27 protein-coding genes are annotated in these 24067 nt (G+C 61.8%); 18 read left to right on the top strand and 9 right to left on the bottom strand.

The genetic code is table 11. The features are described 5' to 3' along the window. Window positions 1-20 precede the first annotated feature (20 nt). A complete protein-coding gene (locus tag I6N89_RS00490; protein ID WP_076624983.1) occupies window positions 21-998 on the bottom strand; it encodes an alpha/beta fold hydrolase in 978 nt (325 codons plus the stop codon). 141 nt (window positions 999-1139) lie between these two features. On the opposite strand from I6N89_RS00490, the gene I6N89_RS00485 reads away from it, so the two are divergent. Genes I6N89_RS00485 through I6N89_RS00475 form a run of 3 tightly spaced genes read left to right on the top strand, consistent with a single transcriptional unit; the run spans window position 1140 to window position 2721 of the window. Beyond that, a complete protein-coding gene (locus tag I6N89_RS00485) occupies window positions 1140-1658 on the top strand; it encodes a cupin domain-containing protein (RefSeq protein ID WP_207016285.1) in 519 nt (172 codons plus the stop codon). Next, window positions 1655-2254, top strand: a complete 600-nt coding sequence (locus I6N89_RS00480) for a 2-hydroxychromene-2-carboxylate isomerase (protein ID WP_076624985.1) — start codon at window positions 1655-1657, stop codon at window positions 2252-2254. The genes I6N89_RS00485 and I6N89_RS00480 overlap by 4 nt, the downstream gene beginning before the upstream one ends. Beyond that, entirely contained in the window at window positions 2248-2721 is a 474-nt protein-coding gene (locus I6N89_RS00475; protein WP_207016284.1) for a GNAT family N-acetyltransferase, read from the top strand. The genes I6N89_RS00480 and I6N89_RS00475 overlap by 7 nt, the downstream gene beginning before the upstream one ends. Here the strand turns inward: I6N89_RS00475 and I6N89_RS00470 are convergent. Then, window positions 2713-3180: a GNAT family N-acetyltransferase gene (locus I6N89_RS00470; RefSeq protein ID WP_076624987.1), complete on the bottom strand. Its 468-nt coding sequence runs from the start codon at window positions 3178-3180 to the stop codon at window positions 2713-2715. The genes I6N89_RS00475 and I6N89_RS00470 overlap by 9 nt on opposite strands. Next, window positions 3181-4122, bottom strand: coding sequence for a LysR substrate-binding domain-containing protein (locus I6N89_RS00465; RefSeq protein ID WP_076624988.1), 942 nt, complete (start codon window positions 4120-4122; stop codon window positions 3181-3183). It abuts the gene before it with no gap. Window positions 4123-4263: 141 nt separating this feature from the next. On the opposite strand from I6N89_RS00465, the gene I6N89_RS00460 reads away from it, so the two are divergent. Further along, window positions 4264-5166 carry an aminotransferase class IV gene (locus I6N89_RS00460; RefSeq protein ID WP_076624989.1) on the top strand — a complete coding sequence of 301 codons (903 nt, stop codon included), beginning with the start codon at window positions 4264-4266 and terminating at the stop codon, window positions 5164-5166. Here the strand turns inward: I6N89_RS00460 and I6N89_RS00455 are convergent. After that, entirely contained in the window at window positions 5157-5897 is a 741-nt protein-coding gene (locus I6N89_RS00455; protein WP_076624990.1) for a sulfite exporter TauE/SafE family protein, read from the bottom strand. The two genes, I6N89_RS00460 and I6N89_RS00455, sit on opposite strands and share 10 nt — an antisense overlap. Window positions 5898-5988: 91 nt before the next feature. On the opposite strand from I6N89_RS00455, the gene I6N89_RS00450 reads away from it, so the two are divergent. Then, on the top strand, window positions 5989-6753 hold the full coding sequence (locus I6N89_RS00450) for an AraC family transcriptional regulator (protein ID WP_076624991.1): 765 nt from the start codon (window positions 5989-5991) through the stop codon (window positions 6751-6753). 2 nt (window positions 6754-6755) lie between these two features. On the opposite strand, the gene I6N89_RS00445 is transcribed toward I6N89_RS00450, so the two are convergent. Next, a complete protein-coding gene (locus I6N89_RS00445) occupies window positions 6756-7388 on the bottom strand; it encodes a LysE family translocator (protein WP_076624992.1) in 633 nt (210 codons plus the stop codon). A gap of 2 nt (window positions 7389-7390) precedes the next feature. After that, entirely contained in the window at window positions 7391-7936 is a 546-nt protein-coding gene (locus tag I6N89_RS00440; RefSeq protein WP_076624993.1) for an RBBP9/YdeN family alpha/beta hydrolase, read from the bottom strand. A gap of 117 nt (window positions 7937-8053) precedes the next feature. On the opposite strand from I6N89_RS00440, the gene I6N89_RS00435 reads away from it, so the two are divergent. The 5 genes from I6N89_RS00435 (at window position 8054) to I6N89_RS00415 (ending at window position 12286) form a co-directional block, all read left to right on the top strand. Then, window positions 8054-8509: an Lrp/AsnC family transcriptional regulator gene (locus I6N89_RS00435; RefSeq protein ID WP_207016283.1), complete on the top strand. Its 456-nt coding sequence runs from the start codon at window positions 8054-8056 to the stop codon at window positions 8507-8509. Between the two features lie 29 nt (window positions 8510-8538). After that, the gene (locus I6N89_RS00430; RefSeq protein WP_076624995.1) at window positions 8539-9162 is read left to right on the top strand and encodes a LysE family translocator; all 624 of its coding nucleotides are present in this window, start codon (window positions 8539-8541) and stop codon (window positions 9160-9162) included. Window positions 9163-9336: 174 nt separating this feature from the next. Then, window positions 9337-9711 carry a LysR family transcriptional regulator gene (locus tag I6N89_RS00425; protein ID WP_207016282.1) on the top strand — a complete coding sequence of 125 codons (375 nt, stop codon included), beginning with the start codon at window positions 9337-9339 and terminating at the stop codon, window positions 9709-9711. After that, entirely contained in the window at window positions 9675-10835 is a 1161-nt protein-coding gene (locus tag I6N89_RS00420; protein WP_419247613.1) for a tetratricopeptide repeat protein, read from the top strand. Before I6N89_RS00425 ends, I6N89_RS00420 begins: the two co-directional genes overlap by 37 nt. A gap of 395 nt (window positions 10836-11230) precedes the next feature. Then, the gene (locus I6N89_RS00415) at window positions 11231-12286 is read left to right on the top strand and encodes a site-specific integrase (RefSeq protein WP_076624998.1); all 1056 of its coding nucleotides are present in this window, start codon (window positions 11231-11233) and stop codon (window positions 12284-12286) included. 73 nt (window positions 12287-12359) lie between these two features. On the opposite strand, the gene I6N89_RS00410 is transcribed toward I6N89_RS00415, so the two are convergent. Both I6N89_RS00410 and I6N89_RS00405 read right to left on the bottom strand, forming a co-directional pair. Next, a complete protein-coding gene (locus tag I6N89_RS00410; protein WP_229743348.1) occupies window positions 12360-12665 on the bottom strand; it encodes a hypothetical protein in 306 nt (101 codons plus the stop codon). A gap of 281 nt (window positions 12666-12946) precedes the next feature. Then, window positions 12947-13951, bottom strand: coding sequence for a sensor histidine kinase (locus I6N89_RS00405; RefSeq protein WP_076624999.1), 1005 nt, complete (start codon window positions 13949-13951; stop codon window positions 12947-12949). 457 nt (window positions 13952-14408) lie between these two features. On the opposite strand from I6N89_RS00405, the gene I6N89_RS00400 reads away from it, so the two are divergent. The 8 genes from I6N89_RS00400 (at window position 14409) to I6N89_RS25820 (ending at window position 23339) form a co-directional block, all read left to right on the top strand. Next, a complete protein-coding gene (locus I6N89_RS00400) occupies window positions 14409-15857 on the top strand; it encodes a glycosyltransferase family 2 protein (RefSeq protein WP_207016280.1) in 1449 nt (482 codons plus the stop codon). Window positions 15858-15866: 9 nt separating this feature from the next. Then, a complete protein-coding gene (locus I6N89_RS00395; RefSeq protein ID WP_076625001.1) occupies window positions 15867-16781 on the top strand; it encodes a glycosyltransferase family 2 protein in 915 nt (304 codons plus the stop codon). Window positions 16782-16867: 86 nt separating this feature from the next. After that, window positions 16868-17839 (top strand): glycosyltransferase, encoded by a 972-nt coding sequence (locus I6N89_RS00390; protein ID WP_076625002.1) that lies wholly within the window; start codon window positions 16868-16870, stop codon window positions 17837-17839. Then, complete coding sequence (locus tag I6N89_RS00385; RefSeq protein WP_076625003.1) at window positions 17836-19896, top strand: catalase; 2061 nt, start codon at window positions 17836-17838, stop codon at window positions 19894-19896. Before I6N89_RS00390 ends, I6N89_RS00385 begins: the two co-directional genes overlap by 4 nt. Continuing rightward, window positions 19893-20933 (top strand): glycosyltransferase, encoded by a 1041-nt coding sequence (locus I6N89_RS00380; protein ID WP_076625004.1) that lies wholly within the window; start codon window positions 19893-19895, stop codon window positions 20931-20933. The genes I6N89_RS00385 and I6N89_RS00380 overlap by 4 nt, the downstream gene beginning before the upstream one ends. After that, window positions 20930-22018, top strand: coding sequence for an acyl-CoA dehydrogenase family protein (locus tag I6N89_RS00375; protein ID WP_093412368.1), 1089 nt, complete (start codon window positions 20930-20932; stop codon window positions 22016-22018). Before I6N89_RS00380 ends, I6N89_RS00375 begins: the two co-directional genes overlap by 4 nt. Further along, window positions 22015-22740, top strand: a complete 726-nt coding sequence (locus I6N89_RS00370; RefSeq protein ID WP_083697906.1) for a PIG-L deacetylase family protein — start codon at window positions 22015-22017, stop codon at window positions 22738-22740. The genes I6N89_RS00375 and I6N89_RS00370 overlap by 4 nt, the downstream gene beginning before the upstream one ends. Beyond that, on the top strand, window positions 22737-23339 hold the full coding sequence (locus I6N89_RS25820; RefSeq protein ID WP_076625006.1) for a class I SAM-dependent DNA methyltransferase: 603 nt from the start codon (window positions 22737-22739) through the stop codon (window positions 23337-23339). The genes I6N89_RS00370 and I6N89_RS25820 overlap by 4 nt, the downstream gene beginning before the upstream one ends. Here the strand turns inward: I6N89_RS25820 and I6N89_RS00360 are convergent. Then, window positions 23303-24043 carry a Crp/Fnr family transcriptional regulator gene (locus tag I6N89_RS00360; RefSeq protein ID WP_165616598.1) on the bottom strand — a complete coding sequence of 247 codons (741 nt, stop codon included), beginning with the start codon at window positions 24041-24043 and terminating at the stop codon, window positions 23303-23305. The two genes, I6N89_RS25820 and I6N89_RS00360, sit on opposite strands and share 37 nt — an antisense overlap. Between the last annotated feature and the right edge of the window lie 24 nt (window positions 24044-24067).

The following is a 24067-nucleotide window of genomic DNA, read 5'->3' as shown; positions in this document are numbered from 1 at the left end:
TAGTGGAAAGAAACCTGCATTCAGCCTGTCGGAAAGACGATCCGCCCCGGAACATCCTTGGGCAGTCGACCGAAAAGCAACCATGCGGCGGCAAGCGGCCAGAGCGTCTGTTCGAAACGGGCGTGGAAGAATGCGAAATGCCCGATCTCGGGCACCGCGATATCCGAGGGCGAGATCCGCAGATGGGTTCGATCCGCCCCGGAATAGTAGTCGAGCAATCGCTGCCCCGCAGCTTCGGTGCAGAACGGGTCATCTGTCAACCCGATGGCCAGGAGCCGCGCCCGGGTGGCGCCATGGCGCGCTGCAAGGTCTGCTGGGTCCAAAGCGGAGCAGACACTCGACTCGAACCGCGGCCCCATCCGGCTCCAGTCGCGCACCACGCCGCGCGGCACATCCTCGAGCCATCCAAGCCGTGCCCCGGGAAAATAGCCGAAGAGCCGCGTCACGGCTGGCATGAAGAGATGCCATTTCAGATACATCGCGCGCCGCTGACGGCGATCGTAATCGCGCCAGTAGGCGAATTGCGCGCCAACCGTCACGATCCGGTCCAGGCGATCCGAGCTGCGCGCCAACCCCAAAGCGAAGCCGCCGATTGAATGGCCCACGGCGCAGAGCGCACGATCCGGCCAGCGCCTGCCAGCATAGGCAAGCACCGCCTCGGCATCGAGGACGCCCCAATCGACCCATCCCGCCTGCACATCCTTCACCGGCGTGGAGCGGGACTCACCAATCCCGCGATAGTCGAAGGTCAGAACCGTCGCCCCCTGCCCGGACAACCAGGATGCGAACCGTGCGTAATAGCGCGCCTGCACCGCCGTCGCGGCATGAAGCACGACGACAGGACCGGTGTCTGCGTGCCAGATCCCGCCCTTGATCGGATAGCCGTCTTCGGCCGCCACCTCGAAGCGTTCGGCGGGCATCGCCGAGGCGGGCCTTTCAGGGTTCGGCCGCGATGGCGGAGCGTCAGGTCTCCAGCGGTAGAGCATTGGTGTCCACATTCGTCTCAGGTCCGACAATACGGAACCAGCTTCCTTTGAAACGGAAATCACGCCAAATGAGCTTTGCTACGGCTCACCTGAAGCCAATTCAGTTGCGGAACCGGTCGGATTGGCGCTCTCTTCTCGCAGGAGGGCACCGAAATGACCCAGGATCACACGCCACGCAGCCCCGTCGTCACACTCGACGATCTGGACCTGTCGCCACAGAGCTATGGCACCCGCTTTCATGCCGCCATGGCGGCCATCGCCGCCCCGCTCGGAGCGACGCATCTGGGGGCACGGCTGGTGGAGGTTCCGCCCGGCAAGGCGGCCTGGCCGTTCCATGCCCATCACGCCAATGACGAGATCTTTGTCATTCTCTCGGGCACCGGCGAGCTGCGGTTCGGCCCCGACCGGTACCCGGTCGCAGCCGGCATGGTGGCGGTCTGCCCTGCGGGCGGCGCCGAAACGGCCCATCAGCTGATCGCAACCGGCACTGAACCTCTGCGATATGTCGCGGTCAGCACCATGCGCGAGCCTGATGTGATGGCCTATCCCGACAGCGGCAAGCTGACAGTCTTCGCGGGCGCTGCGCCCGGAGGTGACAAGGCAAAGCGCCGGGTTGCCAGTTCCTTCCGGACCGCGGATGCGGTCGATTACTGGGACGGCGAAGAGCCATGAGGTCCCTCGAGTTCTGGTTCGACTTCTCGTCCGGTTACGCCTTCTTCGCGGCGCAGCGAATTGACGCCATCGCGGTAGGCCTGGGTCGAACCGTGCTCTGGCGACCCTACATGCTGGGCACTGCTTACAAGGTGACGGGGGCACGCGGACTGTCGTCGACGCCGCTGAAACGCGACTATGCGCGGCGCGACTGGGCGCGGATCGCACGGCACCAGGGCCTGACCTTCCAGCTGCCCGCCAACCATCCCCATGTCGCCCTGGCGGCGACGCGCGCCTTCTACTGGGTTGAAACACAGCACCCTGAACTTGCTGCTGCCTTCGCGAAGAGGGTCTTCACCTTGTATTTCAACGACAGTCTCGACACCGCCTCACCCGAAGCTGTCTCGCGGCTCGCCCCAGAGTTCGGTCTCAAGCCCGGAGCCCTTCTGGCCGGCATCGCCGACCCTGCCCTGAAAGAAAAGGTCCGGAGGATCGGCGAAGATGCGGTGGCACGGGGTGTCTTCGGATCTCCCTTCTTCATCGTCGATGAAGAGCCTTTCTGGGGCTGGGACCGAATGGAGATGATGACAGAGTGGGTCAGGACCGGCGGATGGTGATCGTACCGACGATCCGCCGACTGTCAGCCGCGGACGCTCCGCGCCTTGCCGATCTGATGACGGCCTATCGGAGAGCCATGGGCGGACCGGCCAAGGCAATGACGCCGGAACAGGCCACACCTCTGATCGAGCGCTCCGTCGCCGAGCCGGATCTGCTGCTTCTCGGGGCGGATCATGGCGGCGCGCTTGCCGGCTTTGCGCTGGCCTTCGACTTGCCCGAGATCATCTCAGGAAGCCGTGCCGGTCAGCTCGACGACCTCTTTGTCATGCCAGAGGCCCGGGGAAGCGGCCTTGCCCGCGCCCTGATTGGCCAGTTGACCGAGATCGGTACCGCGCGCGGCTGGACCCATCTGCGCTGGCTGGTGCCGCAGGACAATCTGACGGCGCAACGGTTGTATCAGTCGATCGCCGACCCCGCGCCCTGGGACAGCTTCCGGATCGAGCTGAGCCAACGCCGCTCAATCTAGGTCGACCCGGTAGCGCTTGACCGGATCGAGCGTGGCAATCCGGTCATAGAGCCGCTGCGCAATGAGGTTCTCATCGCCGGTTTCCCATTCGATGCGGCGCCAGCCCTGCGCGCGCCCCTCTCGAACCAGTCGCTCGACAAGCCGTTCCGCCAGCCCGTGACGCCGCGCGAAAGGTGCGATCCAGAGATCTTCCAGGATCGCGATCTTGGCCGTGCTAAAGCTGTGCTGGCGAAGGATCACATGCGCCAGCCCGGCGGCCTGCCCCTGAACGAGAACCAGCCAGCCGAGAAGCGGCGCAGCTTGATCCATGAGGCGCTGCCAGATGACGGGCATGTCCGCGCGGGCTCGATCAGGTGCCGCGAAATGGTCCAGGTTCTCTTGCCAGAGGTCTTCCCATGCCACGCGGTCGTTTTCCTCAAGTCGCCGGATTTCGACCACCGCCGCTTCAATACGATTCATTCAATCCGCTCCCGGCTCCGGTTGCCTTTGCGCGAGGGTCCTTTCCCCGGCCGAGGCCTCGACCATCCAGCGGCTCAGGTTGCGCACTCGACGGTCCCTGGCCAGCGCCTCGGGATAGACGAGGAAGTAGCCTCCGCCCGTATGAGCCCAATGTGGAAAGAGCTGCGTCAACCGCCCGGCTCCGACGTCGAAGGCAGCGATCTCCACGCCTGCCAGCGCCACCCCTGCCCCGTCCATGGCCGCGCGCAGTGCCAGTCCGGCGGAATCGACCATCATCACCGCAGCAGGCCGGATCGGCCCGCCCGGCAACGTCGCGTTCCATCGCGCGTAGTTCTCTTTCCGATACTGCGAGAGAAACAGTGTCATGCCCGATATCTGCGCCCGCATTTCATCGGGGTCATCCTTGCCCATGGGCGGCGCACCGAACAGGCTCACGGTTTCTTCGAACAGCAGGTCCGCCTGCAACCCATCCCATTGGCCCTGCCCGTGCCGCACCGCCGCATCGGCCACTCCGGCAGACAGATCCACAGCCTCCTGTGTCGTAGATATCAGCAGATCGAAGCCGTTGCGCTCGAACGGGTAGCGCGTGAGCCGGGGCGAGAACCAATAGGCCGCGAACGTCGGCAGCATCGACAGCCGTAAGGGGCCCGCGTTGCGTTCCTGTCTGAGGCCGCCGACCGCTTCGATGATCCGGGAAAACCCCTCGCTCAGATCGGGCGCGAGTCTTGCTCCGGCTTCGGTCAATTCGAGCGCCGGACCGACCCGCCGCATCAATGTCAGGCCGAGCGCATCTTCAAGCCCGCGCAACTGGTGGCTGACGGCCGATGGCGTGACGCCAAGTTCCAGCGCCGCCTCCTTGATTGAGAGATGGCGCGCCGCGGCCTCGAAGGCTCGCAGGGCGTTCAGGGGCACATTCAGCCGAAAGGGTACTTGTTTATCCATAGATCCTCACAAACCGACTATCGCCGATAACCGGTACCACGCGAACGACGCTTTCTCATCAGCGCCTGAAAACTGCTCACTCGCCTGCGCGGCTCCTGAGCCTGAAGATTGTCCCACCATCCGCGAACTGGGAGATCCCGAATGCTGACCGAAGCCGTGAAGGTCCCGCTCGTCGATACGACGAGCCCCGTCTGGTTCGACGGGACGCTTCTGCCGTCCAGTGAGGCGACGCTGCATGTTCTGACGCATTCTCTGCACAACGGCGGCGCGGTCTTCGAAGGCATCCGCGCCTATGACGGTCGCCTGTTTCTGGGCAAGGAGCATTTCCGGCGCCTGCAGCGCTCGGCCGAACTTCTCGGCTACACGCTGCCATGGCTGGTCGATGATCTTCAGGCTGCCGCCGAGGCCGTGCTTTGGGCTGGCGGACTGAAGGACGCCTATGTTCGGCCGATCGCCTGGCGCGGCAGCGAAAGCGTCACCGTTTCCGCGCAGGGCTGCCGGATCCATACTGCCATCGCGGCCTGGGACTGGCCGGTGGAAACCGCCCTTGGGGACGGGACCGGCGGATTGCGCCTGGTTTTGTCGGATTGGCGGCGCCCCGCGCCCGATACGGCGCCGACGGCGTCGAAATGCTCGGGGCTCTACATGACTGGAACTTTGTCTCGGGCCGCAGCCGCCCGTAGCGGACATGACGATGCCCTCATGCTGGATATGGCAGGCCATGTCGCCGAAACCACGGTGACGAACATCGTCCTCGTCCGGAATGGCAGGCTTCTGTCTCCCCTTCCCACATGCTTTCTCGACAGCCTGACCAAGCGCCATGTCTTCGACCTTGCGCGTGGCCTCGGCCTGTCGGTTCATGAAGGAACCGTCAGCCTCGACGATCTGGATGCAGCGGACGAGGTCTTCGTCACGGGCACGTCGGTCGAGCTTCGTCCCGTGGTCTCGCTCGACCGCCCCGGCAAGCACAGCACATGGCCCGTGGGGCGGATTACCAAGGCCCTGCGCGAGGCGTTCCGCGCCTCGACCCGGGCTCACGCGTAGTGCCAGACCAGCAACAGGCCGAGGCAGACGATCGCGACGCGCAGGAGTTGCGGCTTCACCCGGCGCGCCAGCCGGCCACCGATGACACCACCTGCCGTCGCCCCCAGGAAGACCAGGGCAGCCTGACCCCAGGCGACCGCGCCGCCAAAGGCGAAGATCAGGACGGCGATACTGGTCGCGAGCGTTGCCAGAGCATTCTTGACCACGTTCAGCCGCTTCAGATCGTCGTCCCCCGTCACGGTCAGCAGCGCCAGCAGCAGCACCCCCAGCGCCGCCCCAAAGTAGCCGCCATAGAGGGCCACCACCCCCTCGGCGCACGCGGCGCTGGCTGGCCCGATGGACAGCCCGCGGCGGGCAAGCCAGCGGTTGAGGATGGGCCCTGCCGCAAACAGCAGCGTAGCGAAGAGCAGCAGCCAGGGGACCAACTGTCGGAACAGCGCATCTCCCGACAGCAGCAACAGCCCGGCCCCCGCCGCCGACGCCAGCGCAAACACCGCGACGCGCCCGGGCCGCGCCATCAGTTCCTGCCGCAGCACTGCGCCTTCGCCAATCAGGCTGGCTGCATGGCCGGGCCAAATCGCCACTGCACTGGTCGCGCCCGCCGTCACCGGCGGCAGCCCTACGGCCAGCAGCGCCGGGAAGGTAAAAAACGTGCCTCCGCCCGCGATCGCATTGCACAGCCCGCCGAGCAGCCCCGCGCCCGTGGGCAGCGCCATTGTCGTCATATCCATCCGGTCCTCCGCTCCGCCTCCGCGCGATCCTGAAGGAGGGGCTGGAAAAATGTGTCGCCCCGGTGCCAGATGATACCCCGGAGGTGCCAACATGCAGCGCGATGAGATCGGAGGATTTGCCGAGGATGGAAGTCCGGTGATCGGCAGGATCACGAGCTTCACACCCGGCTCCATGCCGGAGGCGCATGCGCATTGGCGCGGGCAGCTCGCCTGGTGCCCGGACCGGCCGGTGACGGTCGAGACAGGATGCAGGCTGCATCTTCTCTCTCCCGGCATGGCGATCTGGCTTCCACCGACGCACCGCCACCGCATCCGGGCCGAGGGCGCGCGGAAATCGGTCAACCTCTATACCCGGCCCGCCGCGGCACCGCTGCCCAAGGACCCCACGCCTTTCCCTCTCGAGGCGCTGGAAGCCGAACTTCTCCTCGCCCTGGCAGGATCCAGCCGCGCCGACCGGCAAGAGCCCGCCTTCGCCCGGCTGACGGCCGTGCTGTGGGACCGGCTTGCGCGCCCCGCCCCTGCACCCACACTGCCCCTGCCTGCCGACCCGCGCCTGCGTCGTATCGCGCTGGCACATCTCGATGGGGTCGGCCATTCGCTCGACCACTGGGCCGCGGCACTGGCGCTGTCGCGGCGCAGCCTGCAACGGCTCGTCCGTCGCGACACCGGGCAGAGCTGGGCCACCTGGATGCGAGACCTTCGATTGGCACGCGCCATTGCCCCTTTGATGGCCGGCAAAAGCGTGCAGCATGCGGCCCACACCGCCGGCTACGCCACCGCGAGCGGCTTCGTGGCCGCTTTTCATGCCGCCCATGGGATCACGCCCGGTCAGTTGCAGCGTCGGATGGAGATCTGAGATCATCCCACGCGCCGATCCGTCAGCAGTCGCAGGGCGAACCCGATCAAGACACTGCCGGTAACCCCGTCGAGGAGGCGAGGCAGCCGGGGGCCGTTCAGGGCATTCTGAAACGGCACTGTCGCGGCAGTCAGCGCTGCAAAGAAAATCAGCCCCATCGACGCATGTATCCCCGCGAGCAGGACGCTGAACGGCACTACCGAAACGCCCACGGGCAGAAACTGAGGCAGGAAGCTGATATAGAAGACACCGACCTTGGGGTTAAGAAGGTTGGTCATCACCCCGCGCAGGAACCAATTCGGTGCGGAAGGCGCCATGACCCTCGGCAACCCCGGCTCTCGCGGTCGGAACGCTCCCCGCAACATCCCGATACCCAGCCAGATCAGGTAGGCCGCGCCGGCAAACTGCAGGCAACGGTAAGCCAGTTCCGACACGGCCAGCACAGCACCGAGCCCCAAAGCCGCAATCAATCCCCATGCCAGCACCCCGGTCACCACCCCTGCCCCCGCCAGCATCGCCCGGCGCGGCCCCTCGACCGCCGCCGTCCGCAGGACGAGGGCTGTATCGAGCCCCGGTGTGATCGTCAGCAAAGCCGCAGCAATGGAAAAGCTCAGCAATGCAGTTGCAACGTCCATGGCTACTCTCCGATCTCGTCCAGGAAATCTGCCAGAAACTCTTGGCCTTCTGGCCAGGCGCCGAGGTTCGACGCCTCATTCAAATGGCCCCTTGGGCCAAGACGGCGCGGCCAGGCGCCTTGCCTGGCAGCCCAGGCTATCCCACTCGCCGTCGGATCATAGGGATCGTTCTCACTTGCGACGGCCAACACCGGCCGCTCACCAAACCCCGTTGCAGGTAACGCTCCGAATGCCTTTGCCTGCGCCGGGAAAGCCGGCCCACTCGGGTCCGGCACGGCGACAAGAAATGCCGCGGCGATCGCCCGGGACGACGCCGCACGCCAATGGGCAAAGAGCAGGCACCCGAGCGAATGGCATACCAGCACCGGCGGATAAGGTGCCGAGGCGACCGCCCGGTCCAGGGCGGCGAACCAGTCCACGAGGTCGGGTTCATCCCAGGAATTTGGCTCTATCCGGAGGGTGTTCGGATAGAGAGTTTCCCAATGGCTCTGCCAATGCTCAGGGCCGGATCCCCCGATGCCCGGCACCATAACGAAACGACGCCCCATGCTAATCTCCTGATGTTTACCTTTCTGGAATGTCCCTTGCCGAACGCATAACGGGAATGGCAATTCATCGGAAAATGTGACAAACTTCCGATGAATTAACGGAATCTGCGGTGAAACATGCCGACCAGTGAGCTCGACCGCCTTGACATCGCAATCCTCGAAGCGCTTCAGGAAAACGCCTGCACCCCGCTATCGGAGGTCGGCCGACGTGTCGGGCTTTCGCAGCCGGCGACATCGGAGCGAGTGAAGCGCCTTGAGGATCGCGGAATACTCGCCGGCTATACAGCGCGTCTGGACGCCGCCGCGCTCGGTCTCGGGATGATGGCCATCATTCGGCTCAAAACCACGCAGGAGCACATCAAGCCCGCTTTGAAAGCCTTTGCTGAGATGCCGCATGTCATCGAGGTCCACCGTTTGACCGGCGAAGACTGCTTCCTGCTCAAAGTCCTCGTCCCGACCCCCGGCCAACTTGAGACCATCGTCGACACCATCGCCCGGTTCGGCGCGGTCACGACCTCTCTGGTGCTGCGTTCGGAACCCGTAAAACCACTTGGAAAGGCGCTACTCGGCTGACAATTCCACGCGCGATACCGGAGCAAACCATGCCTATCGATATCTGGCTCATCTACATCGCAACCGTGCTCGCTCTGATGAGTACGCCTGGCCCCAGCCAGATGCTGATGCTGTCAAACAGCGCCATCAATGGCTTGCCGCGGGCCTGGTTCACCGCTGCAGGAGATTTGACAGCGAACCTGTTTCAGATGCTTGCCGCCGGCCTGGGGCTGGCGACCGTTATCGCTACCTCCGCCGAGGCGCTGACCGTCGTAAAATGGGCCGGCACCCTCTATCTCCTGTGGATCGGCCTGCGTACGCTTCGGCGATCCATGAAGCCCATATCGCACTCCGCTTCTCGACGGGCCTCTCTTCGGACCCTTTGGCTGCAAGGCTTCGTGACTTCGACGGCCAACCCCAAGGCCGTAGTCTTCTTCGCCGCGCTGTTTCCCCAGTTCATTGATCCGGCGCTGCCGTTCTGGCCGCAGTTTCTGGTTCTGTCGGCCACCTACATCGCAATGGACGGAGCGTTCCTGACCGGATACGGGGCTGGCGCGCATTGGCTCTCCCAACGGCTGAAGGGTGAGGCCCGTCGTTGGCTGGACCGGATCGGAGGCAGCTGCATGATCCTGGCAGCGGTTCTCCTGGGGATGAAGAACGCCGCCAGCCGGTAAGGTCGCCGCTCCTCTCGGACGGAAATTCAACGCCGGGTGAGACATTCTCACTACGCATGATACGAGAGGTTTTTCATGATGATCGGGCGTTGCATGAGAAGGCGCTGAAGCAAGCAAGCAGCCAGCCCCCCGCTTCCGAACGCAGGTTTCGGCTGCAGGTTCGGAGGTGGCTTCATGATTGAACTGCGTCAACTACACCAATTGATCGCTATCGCCGAGTTTCGGAGCCTGCGCGCCGCCGCCGAAGCTCTGGATGTACAACAATCGACGCTAAGCCGCACCGTCCGCGCCATCGAGGATGAGCTCGGCGCGATACTTCTGGACAGGCGCCATAGCGGCGTCGAGCTCACTGAGGCCGGCCAGGCTTTCCTTCGCGAAGCCAAATCGGCGATCGAACTGCTCGAACGTGCGCAGCGACATGCCAGGCTTGCAGGTCGAGGAAAAACTGGAAGTCTGACGATCGGAATTCAGACCTCGTTGGGCACCGGCTTCCTCAAGGAACTACTCAGGCGATACCCTCGCCGGAAGCTTACAACAATCTCGGCATAGCTCTGCGCAAGGGGCAGCGGCCTGAAGACGCAATTGCGGCCTTCAGGAAGGCCATCGAAACACGGTCCGGATATGCGGAAGCGATGTACAATTTGGCTGTCACCTCAATGGATCTGGCCGATTTTGCTACTGCAGCCGACCTTCTCGCCGAAGTCACCGCTGCCAGTCCTGAAGATGCGCGGGCGCATTTCGCTTTGGCAGACGCTTTAATCGCCCTGAACGATCTTGACGCGGCAGCTCTGTCATTGCGTCGCTACCTGCGTCTCGCCCCCGGAGACGAGCAAGGCGCTGAACTGCTTCTTGCATTCATTGGCAAGGGGGCAGTTCCAGCTAGCGCATCCCCCGCCTTTCTGCGCGACCTCTACCGACGAAAGGCGAAGAATTGGGACCTGGTCCCAGGCTATTTCGCGCATCGTCACGTCCTGGATGCCGTTCTCCGCCACGCTTCCCCGCCCTTCCTCTCGGCCCTCGATGTTGGATGTGGCACAGGTCTCTCCGGCGCCGGGGTCCGCGCGATGACCCAGCACATGGCGGGTGTCGACGTCTCACCGGACATGCTTGAGGGCGCCCGCGCGAAGGGCATCTATGACGTCCTGCACGAGGATGATCTGCTTTCTTTCCTGACCCGGCATCCAGACCGCTTTGACCTGATCGTCTCGACGGCGGCACTCATCCATTTCGGAGACCTGAACGCCGTCCTCGAAGCAGTGTGGCTGGCCCTTCGGCGGGAAGGAACATTCGCTTTCACCACGTATTCATATGACGGTTCCGACCCAACAGCCTTTGGTGCATCGAGCTATCGGGAACTCGCAAAGGCGGGATGTTTTGCGCATGGCAGCGCCTACCTGGCCGACTTATCCAAAACCTGCGGTTTCGAGATCTGCGAAGTCAGCGAGATCATCCATGAGCAAAGCTCCACGCAGAAAATCCCGGGTTTCGTCGCAGTGCTGCGCAAGAGAACCGCAACACCGTGCACACTCGAGCCAGGTACGACCCTGAGACGGCATACTTCTCAGCCAAATGAAGGATCGGCGTTTCCCAAACCTCTTCGAAGAGCTGTTCCCGAGAAACTTCAAAGCGGCCATCTGGTCTGCTCAACGGGGGTGGCTTGCTGGTCATTCTAGTTCGCTTCCGATCAGGGGGCCCCACGCGATGTCGGTATGCCGGTCGAAAAAATGATCGTATCAGATGAAGCAATCTGCATCCCGATTTTGCCACCGCGCTGCGAGTAGCCGATTACCGGCTCAGAGCAGATTTCCTCGTCCTTGCTCCGCCGTCGTTCTCAAGTCCCCCAGACTGAAACGAAAGAACAACTGCAACAATCAACCCAAGGGCCCCAATCACATAGAAATTCATCCATCCAATCATAGGCGCAATGGTAAGTCTATGTGCTTGATATTTCGTCATTTTTCTAGTAGTATCAACTCATTGCGCGGCGGCGTGTGCACTCTAATTTACGACCCAATACGCCCCTTTTCGCCACGTTTCGACCGCGCACTGCACACATAGAGCACACGAAATGGCGACCATATCAAAGCTTCCTTCGGGCTCCTGGCGAGTCCAGGTCAGACGCAAAGGGCACTACATCAGTGAATCCTTCCTGCGCCGCGGTGACGCGGAGCTTTGGGCGCGGACCATTGAGGGCAAGATCGATCGGGGGGAACCTATACACACTCGCGTTGCCACGGCCAAGACATTCGGAGACCTCATCGATCTTCACAGAGCGGATCTGGCGGAAGTCGGGAGAACGCTCGGTAGGTCGAAAGCCGCGAGCCTGGATTTTCTTGCGCTACGCCTCGGGGCGTTGAAACCCGCCGAGCTCGGCCGGGAAAAGCTCGTCGAGTTCGGTCGTCAGCGCGCCAAAGAAGGGGCCGGCCCGGTAACGGTTGGCATCGACCTCGGATACATCAAGACGATCCTTTCGCATGCTGCCGCCGTTCACGGCATCATCGCACCAACCGAAGGAGTCGATCTCGCTCGGATTGCGCTCACCCGGCTCGGACTGGTGGGCAAAGGCAACGAACGGGATCGTCGGCCGAGCGAAGAGGAGATCGACGCGATCCTGAAGGCGCTTGAAAGCAACCCACGACAGTTCATCCCCATAGCGCGCGTCGTTCGTTTCGCCATCGCGACGGCCATGCGACAAGATGAAATCTCTCGGGCGCGATGGGAAGACTACAACCCTCGAACCAAAATGCTGCTCATCCGGGACCGCAAAGACCCTCGCCGCAAGACGGGCAACGACCAACGCATCCCTCTGCTTTCGGTTTCCGGTTACGACCCCTGTGCGTTGATCGAAGAACAACGTGCACTGGTGGGCAGTCGCGGCAGAATCTTCCCTTACAACGGACGCTCAATCGGCACGGCATTCCGCCGGGTCTGCCGCACCCTGGGCATCGAGGATTTGCATTTTCATGATCTGCGCCACGAAGCGACCGGTCGACTGTTCGAGGCAGGCTTCACCATTGAACAGGTTGCCCTTGTCACCGGGCACAAGGACTGGAAAATGCTGCGCCGCTACACCCACATCCGCCCGGAGGGTCTCCATGCGCTCGCGGCAAGTAGGGTCGCCTAGCCTTAGCACATCTGGAAATGACCTCTGGTGGCTCCCATTGCCCCAATCTCGGCATACATAGTGCCCCCACCGATCATTCCCCCGTCGCGCCGTGCCAGGGGAACGGCACCGTATGGCCGCTTTCTTCGAAACGACGCTCGAAATCCTGGGCGACCTCCTCCACCGTGATCGCAGCGAATTGGGCCAGCAGCCGTGCCTCGGCCTCCGCCAGCGTCGCGTCGAGCCGCGCGTTGACCGCCTGCTCGACCAGACAGGGCGACGGATCCGCCTGCGGTCCAATGTTAAACAGCGGCGGGTGGCCGCCCCCTTCGTAGACTGTGAACAGGCATGGAACCAGCATCATGTTGGCGGCCACCGCGCCGACCACGGACCGAAGCATGCACCCGGGTCGATCGCAAAAGAAGGCCGCCGAACAGGGAAACCGATCAACGCCTATAAGGACAAAACCGCGGTTAGGCGGGGCATTCGACCTGCGCGAAAACTCTTGACTGGAACGCCCCCATTTCCAAAGTCCTGACTCTACAACACCGCTCGACCGCATAACGCTTTTGGATATAGCGCTCTTGGATATCGGACACCGGCACCGGAGACCTTCATCCGCATAGATCGGAGGCCGACCATGCATTAGCATTTAACCCGGAACCACTCGATGGGGTCAACTCACGATCGGTTCGTTAATCTGACCAAGCGTCCCTCGTTGGTCACCTCCAGTTCATATCTGCCACACGCTTGGACAGCAAAAGCCTTCATGAGTTTCGTTCCGATCCCGGTGGAAGCAACGGGGATAGTTTCAGCGCTACCTACCCCGTCATCAGCTATCTCCAGAAGCCAGCCATGCCCGTTTCCTTCAAAGCGAACGGTAACCGTTCCGGCACGACCCTCCGGAAACGCGTATTTCGCGCAATTCGTGAGGGCTTCATTCGCAAAGAGCCCGATTGCGACCGCGACCTCACGGGGCAATTCGTATTCCTCCGTTTCAACAACGACGCTGATATTGTCGCCAAACAGAGCTTGTCCGCTCTTCGACACGATGTCGTTGAGGTAAGGCTGCATGGCAACGACCGCGCCCTCGCCCTGGGTTTCCGCGAGATTAGCATAGGCTTGCGCGAAGGAGTGTAGACGGCCGATCGCTTGGTCGAGGGATTGTCGGTGAGATTCATGTCCCTCCCCTCGTTTCTGCTGCTGGAGGAGGCTCACTGCGAGGGCGAAGTTGTTTTTCGTCCGGTGGTCTAATTCCTGAAGTAGAACATTTCGCCTCTCGATCTCCTTGTCACGTTCACCGATCGCAGACTGGACGGCGCGTCGAAATGTATCTGCGAAAACGAGGACAATGAGCGCCGCGCTCGCGTTGATCGCGACCCGTGCCGGATCGGTCGAGACCTCAAAATAGAACGAATGCGCCGTCGGCAATACGAAGAACCACGCCCATAAGAAGCTCAGCCCGAACGCTGCGATCCCCGCTTGCCAATGGCCGTAAAGCGTTGCGAGGAGAACGGTCGGATAGACCAATGCGAACGGACCGGCGGTCGGAACAACCACGTCCAAAGCACTGCGCAATCCAATCATGCCCACTGCAAAGGCGGCTCCGAACAGAAGTTGTGCGCCCAGCCTTGATGGACCTGGCTGGAACTCAGACACGAAGTCGTATTTGGCCAGACGTTTCACGCCCGTTCGTTCCCGAATGATGCGATGTGAATCTGCATAAGATGTCGCAAGTGGCCCCACTTCTTAACTCAAAACTCGCTGCTTGCCCGCGGTGACGCGACAGTATTCCAGTTCTGCCAACGGAGCCAAGCTGTTCACCACAGCGCTTGGTGGGTGGTCTCTACCAATCGCTGGGGTAGAGCGGTTCGTCACCCAAACGGCAAGTCGGTGAGGCGTCTGCCCTCACAGTAACCATAGGACGACACCGAGCATCAATGATCCTGCGCCGAAAAGGCCGGTTAGGCGCTGGGCCAGTGGCTTAGCGTTTCGGAAGGGTCAACGTTTGAAAACCGATAGTGCAGAGTCTCGCAAGGCCGCACCGACGACCCAACAAATGTTGGGGAAACAGTCAGTAGGCGAGCGGCCGCAAGCAGCTATGTTTCTCTTGCCACAGATGTCCCCATCAGGAGCACTAAGGATGGTCAGGCTGGACAGCCGAGCATTGTTTTTTGTTATCGTGACGCTGAGCCTAGTCTCGCCGGCGGTTGTTTTTTTACTTGTTGGTCTTGCGCTCTGTGGCCAGATCGGCTTGGTCCTTCTCTCTGTTTTGGCAAGCGCTACGACCTCAGGTCAGCCTAGCGACGGTCGCCCTTCGCATGCTCGAGGTCCTGCGCGCTTTTCGGTGCACATTGCGACCTATTGCGAGCCGGCACCTCTCGTCACACGCACACTCTTGGCATTGTCGGAGCAGACGGACGCGCCAGAATTCGAAGTCATCGTGCTACACAACAATACGGCGGACCCGGCGCAATGGCGTCCTGTACAGGAACTCTGCCAGCGTCTGGGACGCCGTTTTCGGTTCTTCCATGAGGACAACGTGGCGGGTGCGAAAGCGGGTGCGCTGAACATCGCTCTCGCCCGAACGGATCCAGAGGCGACGCATGTCGTGGTTCTGGATGCCGATTATGAGGCCTCGCCAGGTTTCCTCGCCCTGGCGGCCGAGGAGATCGCGCGAAGCGATGACGATTTCATCCAATTTCCGCAGGCATATCGGAACACGGCCGAGCCGGCACGGGGGATCTCTCTGGAACTCGCGGACTATTTTCTACGCCATGCCCGCCAGGCCGACGGCGCCGGCGCCATGCTGCTCACCGGAACGCTCAGCGTCATCCGGCGGGACGCTCTCGTGGAAGCCGGCGGCTGGAACGACAAGACCCTGACCGAGGACGCCGAACTGGGACTGAGGCTCAGACGGCGGGGCTATAGGGGGCGATTTGTCGATCGGGTCGTTGGTCGCGGCATCATGCCGCTCGACATGAGCGGCCTCGCCTCGCAGCGCTATCGCTGGGCGAGTGGGAACGTCCGCACCGCGATGAAAGGTTTTTCCGGCTTGAGTCTTCGGTCCGCGCTCCACGTCCTTTCCCAGCTGACCGCTTGGGCCAATTTCGGTTTGCCCCTGTCGGCAGGGCTTATCGGTGGTGGACTTGCGCTATCGCTCGGATTTCAGGGCGATTCCGTGCGGCCTATGATCTCCTTTTCCGGGGTGGGCATCCTGCTTGTTTATCTCTCTTCCACCCTTCCCCTGTTCGTCTCCACTGCACGACGAGAGGGTGCGAACAGGCCGACAATTCTTGCCGCTTTGGCGGCAAGAGTGTCCTTGCTGGCTCCTTCGGCGCTCGGCACGATCGATGCTCTGCTGGGGTTGCAGCGTGGCTTCCGCCGCACACCGAAAGACGGCTGTGAAGCCTCCAAAGGTGTGGGTGCGGTTCTGCCTGCCATGGCCGTCGGTGGCGTCCTGCTGCTGTTGGTACCCGGACTGCCAATTTCGGGATTAGTCGGCGGAGCGCTGCTGGCCCTGCCCTACCCGCTTTCACTCAGCACTCAAGCACGGCTTGCGGCCTACCGCGCGTCGCTTCGAGCATCCTAGGAGACCGTCATGCTTCCCCACGTCACCATTGTCATTCCGACTTACAATCGCGCGCACAATCTGTCTTTGGCGATCGAAGCGGGGCTCGGGCAGTCACATCCGGCGACGACCGTCATGGTCGTCGATGATGGCTCGACCGACGCGACAGAGGAGGTGATCGCACGCTTCGCGGACCATCCCCGGTTCGTGGGTGTGAGACTCGCATCCAACGTCGGCACGGCCCAAGCCAAGAATGTCGCTATCGTCCTGTCGCAAGGCGATGCCGTGACGTTCCATGATTCCGATGACGTTCCGCACAGGGACAAGGTGATGCGTCAGGCGCGTGTCATCGGGAATGAGAGCATCGGGGCCCATCCATGCCTGAACTGGCGATTGGCCGGGCGCGAGACGGAAACACAGATACAGGTCGGCGCGGTCTTCACCCATCACGAACTGATCCTTCCGAACGGCGAACGGGTCGAAATTCGCCGCACTTTGTCAATTGTCGACGACTTCTTTCCGAATTTGCAGATGGCTGCCGGCGTTCCCGGCGACTGGACACACGTCAATTCGGGGCTCTTCCATCGTTCCGTGTTCGATCAGCTCGGCGGGTTTTCCGATTGCATCGAAGAAGACCGGGAGTTCCGCAACCGGCTCATCATGGCGGGCGAGGTCATCTGGGTGATCCCGGAAATTCTGCTGACCAAGATCGAAACCCCGGACAGCCTCACACAGCAGGGCGCCACCGACTATGACAGTCACCGCCGACTGGCGGACAGAAAACGTGTGTGGGATGTAGTCGAGCGATGGTTTGCTACACGCGAGATAGCGCCGGTGCCGATCGACCTCTCGGGTGTCCAGATAGGCTCTTGCACCAACCCCGATCTTTGCAATCCTGAATGGTTGGAGCGCCTTCAGCTTCGGCGGGTGGAGGAGGTTGCGTGAGCGGTGGTGTAGCCTTCGTAGATCCGCTTGCGCCTCATCCCTATAGCGGCGTACCGGGCGCTCTAACGGGCCTGGGCGGCACCGAAATGGCCTTGGTGAAGGTCTGCGAACGCCTTGCGCAAACCCGCCAAATCGTCGTGCATCAGCGGGTCCGCCAAAGTCTCGACGAGGTGGTAGCTGGCGTGCGCTATGCCGGGTTCGACGTCAAACGCCCTTTGGCGAATGAGCCCGCGACAATCGTCGTGATCAATTCCTGGAAGGTGGCGCTTAAACTTGCGCGGTCGCATCCTGAAGCGCGCGTTCTTTGCTGGTTGCATGTGTTTCCGGGCCGCCACAATCGGTCTTTCGCGGCGGAACTCAAAGCCGCCGACATTCAGATCGTCTGCGTTTCCAAGACCCATGCGGACTGGTTGAGACAATTCCTTGGCGCCGAAGCGCCATCAATCCGCTTCATCTATAACCCGATAGCCGACCATTTGGCGCCTGACGACACCCCTCGCGATCCGGACCTGCTGCTCTTCGCCAGTTCGCCGCACAAGGGCCTGGGACAGGTTTTCCGACGCTTCGAGGCGCTTCGAGAGCGATTTCCGCACCTTAAGCTCGCCGTCGCGGATCCAGGCTATCTGGCCTGGCCCACCGGCCGGGTTCCGGCGGGCATCCGGCCTCTGGGACGGCTCGAGCATAGTGATCTCATCCGCTGGATGCGGCGCGCACTCTGCCTCTTCGCGCCCCAGGACGAGTTTGCCGAAACCTTCGGACTTGTGATCGCGGAAGCCAACGCCGTCGGTTGCCCCGGCCTGCTGCAGCGCGGCTTGGGGGCGAACGACGAGGTCGCCTCGGATTCAGGCCAGTGCATCGACACCAGTGATCCGGAGATGATCGCAGAACGCATTGCAAATTGGCGGACCGCCGAACCCGCATCTCCCAGCGCCCAGGCGCGTCCTGATTTTCGCCTCTCATCGGTGACCGCCCAGTGGTCGGCGCTGCTCGGAGGCAGACCCCTTCAACCAGTTCGTCCCGAACCATCGCGGACACACCCTGAAAGGATTGCCTCATGACAAAGCGCAAGAACAAGAACCTGACCGGCAATGGCGGAGAAACACATCAGACGGCGGGCGACGACCTTGAAGTCATGACGACACAGGTCGGCATGCCGATCTCGGACGACCAGAATACATTGAAGATTGCCACGCGTGGGCCGCACCTGCTGGAAGACCAGGTCTTTCGCGAAAAGCTTTTTCATTTTGACCATGAACGCATTCCCGAGCGCGTCGTCCATGCCCGGGGCTATGGCGCGCACGGCACCTTCGAACTGACAGAGTCCCTGTCCGACCTCAGCCGCGCGGATATTTTCCAGCGGGTCGGCGAGAAGACAGACGTTTTCGTCCGGTTTTCGACCGTGGCGGGTAACAAGGGTTCGCCGGATCTGGCACGAGACGTCCGCGGCTTTGCCGTCAAGTTCTACACCAAGGAAGGAAACTGGGATCTGGTCGGCAACAACATCCCGGTGTTCTTCATCCAGGACGCAATCAAGTTTCCCGACCTGATTCATGCCGCCAAACAGGAACCCGATCGCGGCTTCCCGCAGGCACAAACCGCCCACGATAATTTTTGGGACTTCATCTCGCTAATGCCCGAAGCGATGCACATGGTGATGTGGATCATGTCGGATCGCACGATCCCGCGGTCATTCCGCTTCATGGAAGGGTTCGGGGTCCACACATTTCGGCTGGTCAATGCCAAGGGCAAATCGAGCTTCGTAAAGTTCCACTGGAAACCGAAACAGGGCATGCAGTCGGTGCTGTGGGACGAGGCCGTCAAGATCAATGGCGCCGATCCCGATTTCCATCGCCGCGACCTGTGGGATGCAATCCAGATGGGCAACTATCCCCAATGGGATTTGGGCGTCCAAGTGTTCGACGAGGATTTTGCCGACGCTTTTCCGTTCGATGTTTTGGATGCGACGAAACTCATTCCTGAAGAAGCCGTGCCGGTCAGAATTGTCGGCACGATGACCTTGAACAGGATGGTCGACAATTTCTTCGCCGAGACGGAACAGGTCGCGTTCCAGACCGGCAACATCGTGCCCGGCATCGATCATTCGAACGATCCTCTCCTTCAGGGCCGCAACTTTTCCTACCTCGACACGCAGTTGAAGCGGCTGGGAAGTCCGAACTTCAACCACATTCCGATCAATGCAGCAAAATGTCCGTTCGCGCATCTGCAGCAGGACGGCCATATGGCGATGTACAACCCGGTCGGACGTGCCAACTACGAACCCAACAGTCATGGTTTGGGTCCGCGCGAAGACCCCGAGCGCGGCTTCCGTTCCTATGAGACTGAGGAAGCGGGTCCGAAGCAACGTGTACGGTCGGAAAGTTTCGCCGATCACTACAGCCAGGCGCGGCAATTCTATTTGAGCCAGACCGATATCGAACAGAGCCACATCGTCGATGCGCTTGTCTTCGAGCTGTCGAAGGTCGACGCGGAGGCCATTCGGGCGCGGGTGGTGTCGCATCTTCGAAATATCGACGCGGATTTGGCCGAAGCGGTCGCGGACGATCTTGGGATGGAGAAGCTCCCCGAACCCGCGACCCCGGCGAAGAGCCCTATCGACACCGATCCGTCGCCCGCTCTCAGTATTCTCGCCAACGCGCCTGAGAGCTTTGCGGGTCGAAAGCTGGGTGTGCTATTGACCGATGGGATCGATGCCAAGCTGTTCGACGCTCTGAAGGAAGCCGCCGAAGCGGCAGGCGCCATCGTCGAGGTGGTCGCCGAAAAAGTCGGTGGGGTTACATCCAATCGGCGGCGGAAAATCCCGGCGGACCAGAAACTCGATGGCGCACCATCGGTACTCTACGATGCCGTGGCGATCATAGCCTCCAAAGAAGGCGCTGAGAAGCTGTCGGGAATGCATGTCGCCAAGACGTTCCTTGCGGATGCCCATGCGCACATGAAATTCATCGCGCTGTCGGCCGCGGCGCAGGAAGAATTCTGGAACGCGGCGGTGTATGCCGAACCCGATGAGGGTGTGCATATGATTGAAGGCGCCGACGATGCAGGGAGTTTTCTTTCGGCCTGCGGCAAGCTGCGGTTCTGGGAGCGCGATGCATGAGGCAGCAGAACAGCGATTTGCCGCGCCAAGAGTTTGGGACTGCTTCGGCGTGGGCCGTTGCTGTAACCATTCCCGCGCGCAACGAGGCAAAGCGGATCGTGCCTTGCCTCGAGGCCGCGGCCACAAGCCTCAAGGGACGTGGTGGGATCGTCCTGGCGGTGAACAAATCGGCAGACGAGACGGTCGCGCGCGCTCGAGCATGGTTCGAAGCCTCCGGTGCGACCGGAATGATATTGAATGAACAATCTCCACCGCCAGGCAGAGGCGTTGGGAGAGCTAGACGGCAGGCTGTCGCTGCCTGCGCGCACCGGCTTGTGCCGGGCGCCGTCATCATGACCACTGACGCGGACAGCCGGGTCGCGGGAGACTGGGTCGATGCCAACCTCGCCGAGTTGACGCGCGCTGACCTTGTTTGCGGGGCCGTTCTGCCGGACGCGGAAGAATTCGCCAAGTTGCCAGCGACCATCGGGAGACGCGGAGTCCTCGAAGGGGAATATATGGCGTTGACACTGGCCGTTCGGCAGCGTCTCGATCCGGTGCCCCACGACCCAGAGCCGACCCATTTGAATGCGGCGGGCGCGAGCCTGGCCTTCACGACAGACGTCTATCGCGACATCGGCGGCATTTCGGATTTCGAGACGGGTGAGGACAGAGCGTTTGTCTTGGCTGCCGAGAGACGGGGATGGCGCATCAGACATTCCGCCCGCGCGCACGTGATTACGACCTGCCGGCTCAACGGTCGGACATCTGGCGGTATGGCTGGCGCCTTGCGCGCGCGTATCACCGAGGCCGACCCCTTCGTCGACGAACTGCTGGAGCCGGCTGTCCAGACCATCCTCAGGGCACGGATGCAGGGCTCCATACGTCGGCGGTGCAATGACGGTCTGGAGTTCGGCGAAGCCCTCGCTCAAATGGAGGAAAGCACCGCGGAATTGGCGCGCAGTCGCCTGCGACTGTCTGACTTGCATAGGGAATTGCCGCTCCTTGCAGCCGCATTCGCTGAACTGGAGCCGGTGGCCGAAAGGAAATCGGCGTGAATGGCGTTGCCGCAACTCCGACGTCAGAGATTGCGGAATCGGAGGCGCTGGCGCGGATCGCCGATCATGGCGCTGAAGCAGATGCAGGCGCTCGCGGACTCGCCGCCGATATCGAATTGCTCGCTTTGTCGGGTCTGCTGTCACGCTTGTCCGATCCGGACGTGCATCCGCGTGATCTCGTCACGCTTCTGCGACGAATAGGGCGCGCGAGCCTTTCGGTGGGCCGGTTGGCGGAAGGGCACATGAACGCCCTGCGTCTGATCTCTCTTTACGGCACCACGGATCAGCAGCAGCGGCATTGCTCATTGTCCAATAGCGGCGAGTTCTACGGTGTTTGGGGTGCTAACGCATCGCCGCCCGTGCGCCTGAGTGACGAGAGGGGCGCCAGATGTCAGCTCTCGGGGACAAAACGCTTCGCCTCAGGTCTTGGCACCGTAAGCTACGCGGTCGTGACAGCAGAAACGCCGGATGGAACGGTGATGACCGTGGCAAGGGTGCTCCACGACGGTCGCGCCGACAACAGCGGCTGGAACGTAACCGGAATGCGCGCAACGGCCTCCGGCACCTACGATTTTGAAGGCGTCGAGGCAGAAATTCTCGGCAAACCGGGAGATTATGAGCGCGAACCGCATTTCGAGGGTGGCGTCTGGCGATACGCGGCGCTGCATGTGGGCGGGTTGGAGGCATTGGCGGAAGCGGTCCGCAAATCGGTCGCGGGGTTCGGCGACAGCGCCACTCAGGCGCAGATGCACCGCGTAGCGCACATCGCGGGCCTTGCGCACAGCGCGCGCCTATTCGTCGAAGATGCGGCCATCCAGGTCGAAAAACCGGAAGCCCGCGATTTGGAAGTGGCGCTCAGCCTGGCTGCACGCGAATTTGTCGAGGGGGCTTGCCTCTCGGGCATTGCCATTACCGACCGCGCCCTAGGCACCCACTCATTTTCCACCGGCCAGACGGTGGAGCGTGTGAGGCGCGACCTCTCGTTTTTCCTTCGCCAGGCGGACCTCGACGGCAAGCTGCAGCGGGCCGGTCAATCACTCTGCCAGTCGGACTCGCCCGTCGGCGAAATTTGGCATAGTCGATGATCACGCTCACCAAAATCGCGAAGGAGGCTGAGATGGCTCCTGAGGCAACACTGCCCGAACTTGCGGGCTCCGGCGAAATCCTGGTGCTGGCACCACATCCGGATGACGAGTCGCTCGCCATGGGCGCTGCGTTATGCAAGGCCTCGGATGCAGGCCGGCGCGTGCATGTCGTCGTGGTTACTGACGGGACACGCTCGCATCCGAACTCGATCAGCCATCCATCTCGCGTGCTGTCCGCGCTACGGCGCGACGAGGTCAGAGCCGCTGTCTCCATCCTTACGCGCGGAAGAACGGAACCGATCTGGCTCGGCTATCCGGACATGGCGGCGCCGGAAAGCGAAGACGAATTCTGTGAAATTGCTCGACGCCTAGAACCGCAACTGGAAAATGTGTCGGCGATTTGGACGACATGGGATGGCGACCCGCACCCGGATCACCAACGGGTATGGCGCCTGGCAAGATATCTGGCGACCGGAAAAGAGGGGGTGCACATGTTCGGCTGCCCGCTCTGGGGTCGCGTACAGGAGCCGGTGCCGCATGCTGGTTCTGACGGACTGCGACGCTTGCAGGTGAAAGGATACCACACGAGGAAATCGCAGGCTGTCGCCGCCCACAAATCGCAGATGACAAAGCTCATTGGCGATGACCCCGAGGGATTTACGATGCCACCAGAACTGGCCGCCTATTTCGTGTCGTCCGATGAGCTGTTTATCCCGGCATGACTCGCGACGCTGCCTCATTCGAGCAACTCTATCGCGACCTGGTCGATCCCTGGGATTATGAGACGAGCGCATACGAGGCCGACAAATATCAGCGGTCTCTCCAATTGCTGCCCCGGTCTCGCTATGGCCGCGGCTTGGAGGTTGGATGCTCGATCGGCGTAATGAGCACTAGCATCGCACGGAGGTGCGATTGCCTGCTCGGGATTGATTTCGCACCCACGGCAATTAACCGCGCCAAGGCACGGGAGGTTGAGAACGCGCGGTTTGAAGTCGCTTCTGTGCCGGAAGGTTGGCCTCCCGGTTCTTGGGACCTGATCGTTCTATCGGAGGTCCTCTACTATCTCGAACCGGACGCACTGAACCGGACGATCGAGTGTGTCGGTCGAGGATTGGCTCCGGATGGAGACTGCCTCATTGTCAGTTACACCGGACCGACAGAGACGTTACTGACCTCGGAGGAAGCCGGCGACCGTCTCCTCGAGACCGTCAAGCGTGACCGTGAACACCACGAAATCTTCAGCACGTCTGGGCCCTCATGGGTCGCGACGGTCTTCTCCTCGCGTCATAGCAAGTCGTCCGAAGTCGTGGGGGGTATATAAAGATAGCCGCGATGGTAGCCGGAGATGCGCCGCAATCCCGCCCTGTCGTGAATTTCTGCGTAGCCTTCACGGATCGTGCAGAGTTTGGCATCACGAAGTTCCTTAATGACACGGCTGACATGCATGGTGGACAGACCAGTGACTTCCGCGAGATCCGTCTGAACCACACCGATCGGCACTCTGCCATCTTCGACCCTTCCGCACATCTGCATCCGAAGGTCCATCTCACAGACAAAATCCGCCACCGCCGCCAGCGCCCGAAGCAAACCGGTGCGATAGGTCCAATGCCTGTGAATGGCAGCATCGACCATCGTCAGCCGCCACAGCGACCGAGCGTGATCGGGACTCCCTGCGATAATTTCCTTGAGCGCGTCATGGGGGAAAAGTGCCAGCCGAGTCGCTGTCAGGCTGCGTACGTCGTGGTCGAGGCGCTGAAGCGGAAATGCGTGCAGATCGACGAAATCGCCTGGCACCTGGAGAGCAACCACGAGCCTTTTGTCGGTAGCGATCTTGTTCCCGGCGATATAGCGCACCATGATTCCATCGAGAAGCAAAGCGCTGTGCGTGATGAGCTCACCTGCTCTTGAAAGAACTTCGCGAGGCCCGAGAATCTTGATTTCACTACAGGCAGCTTCAAGCTTCAACCACAGTTCCTCCGACAGCTGCTGCCCGACCATCCCCGTATGTGCGGTCTCGTCGATCATCCTGGCCTGTTTTTCAGTCATCTT

Source organism: Salipiger abyssi (assembly GCF_017311415.1).
GTDB lineage: Bacteria > Pseudomonadota > Alphaproteobacteria > Rhodobacterales > Rhodobacteraceae > Salipiger > Salipiger abyssi_A.
This window is presented reverse-complemented; position numbering and strand designations above follow the sequence as displayed.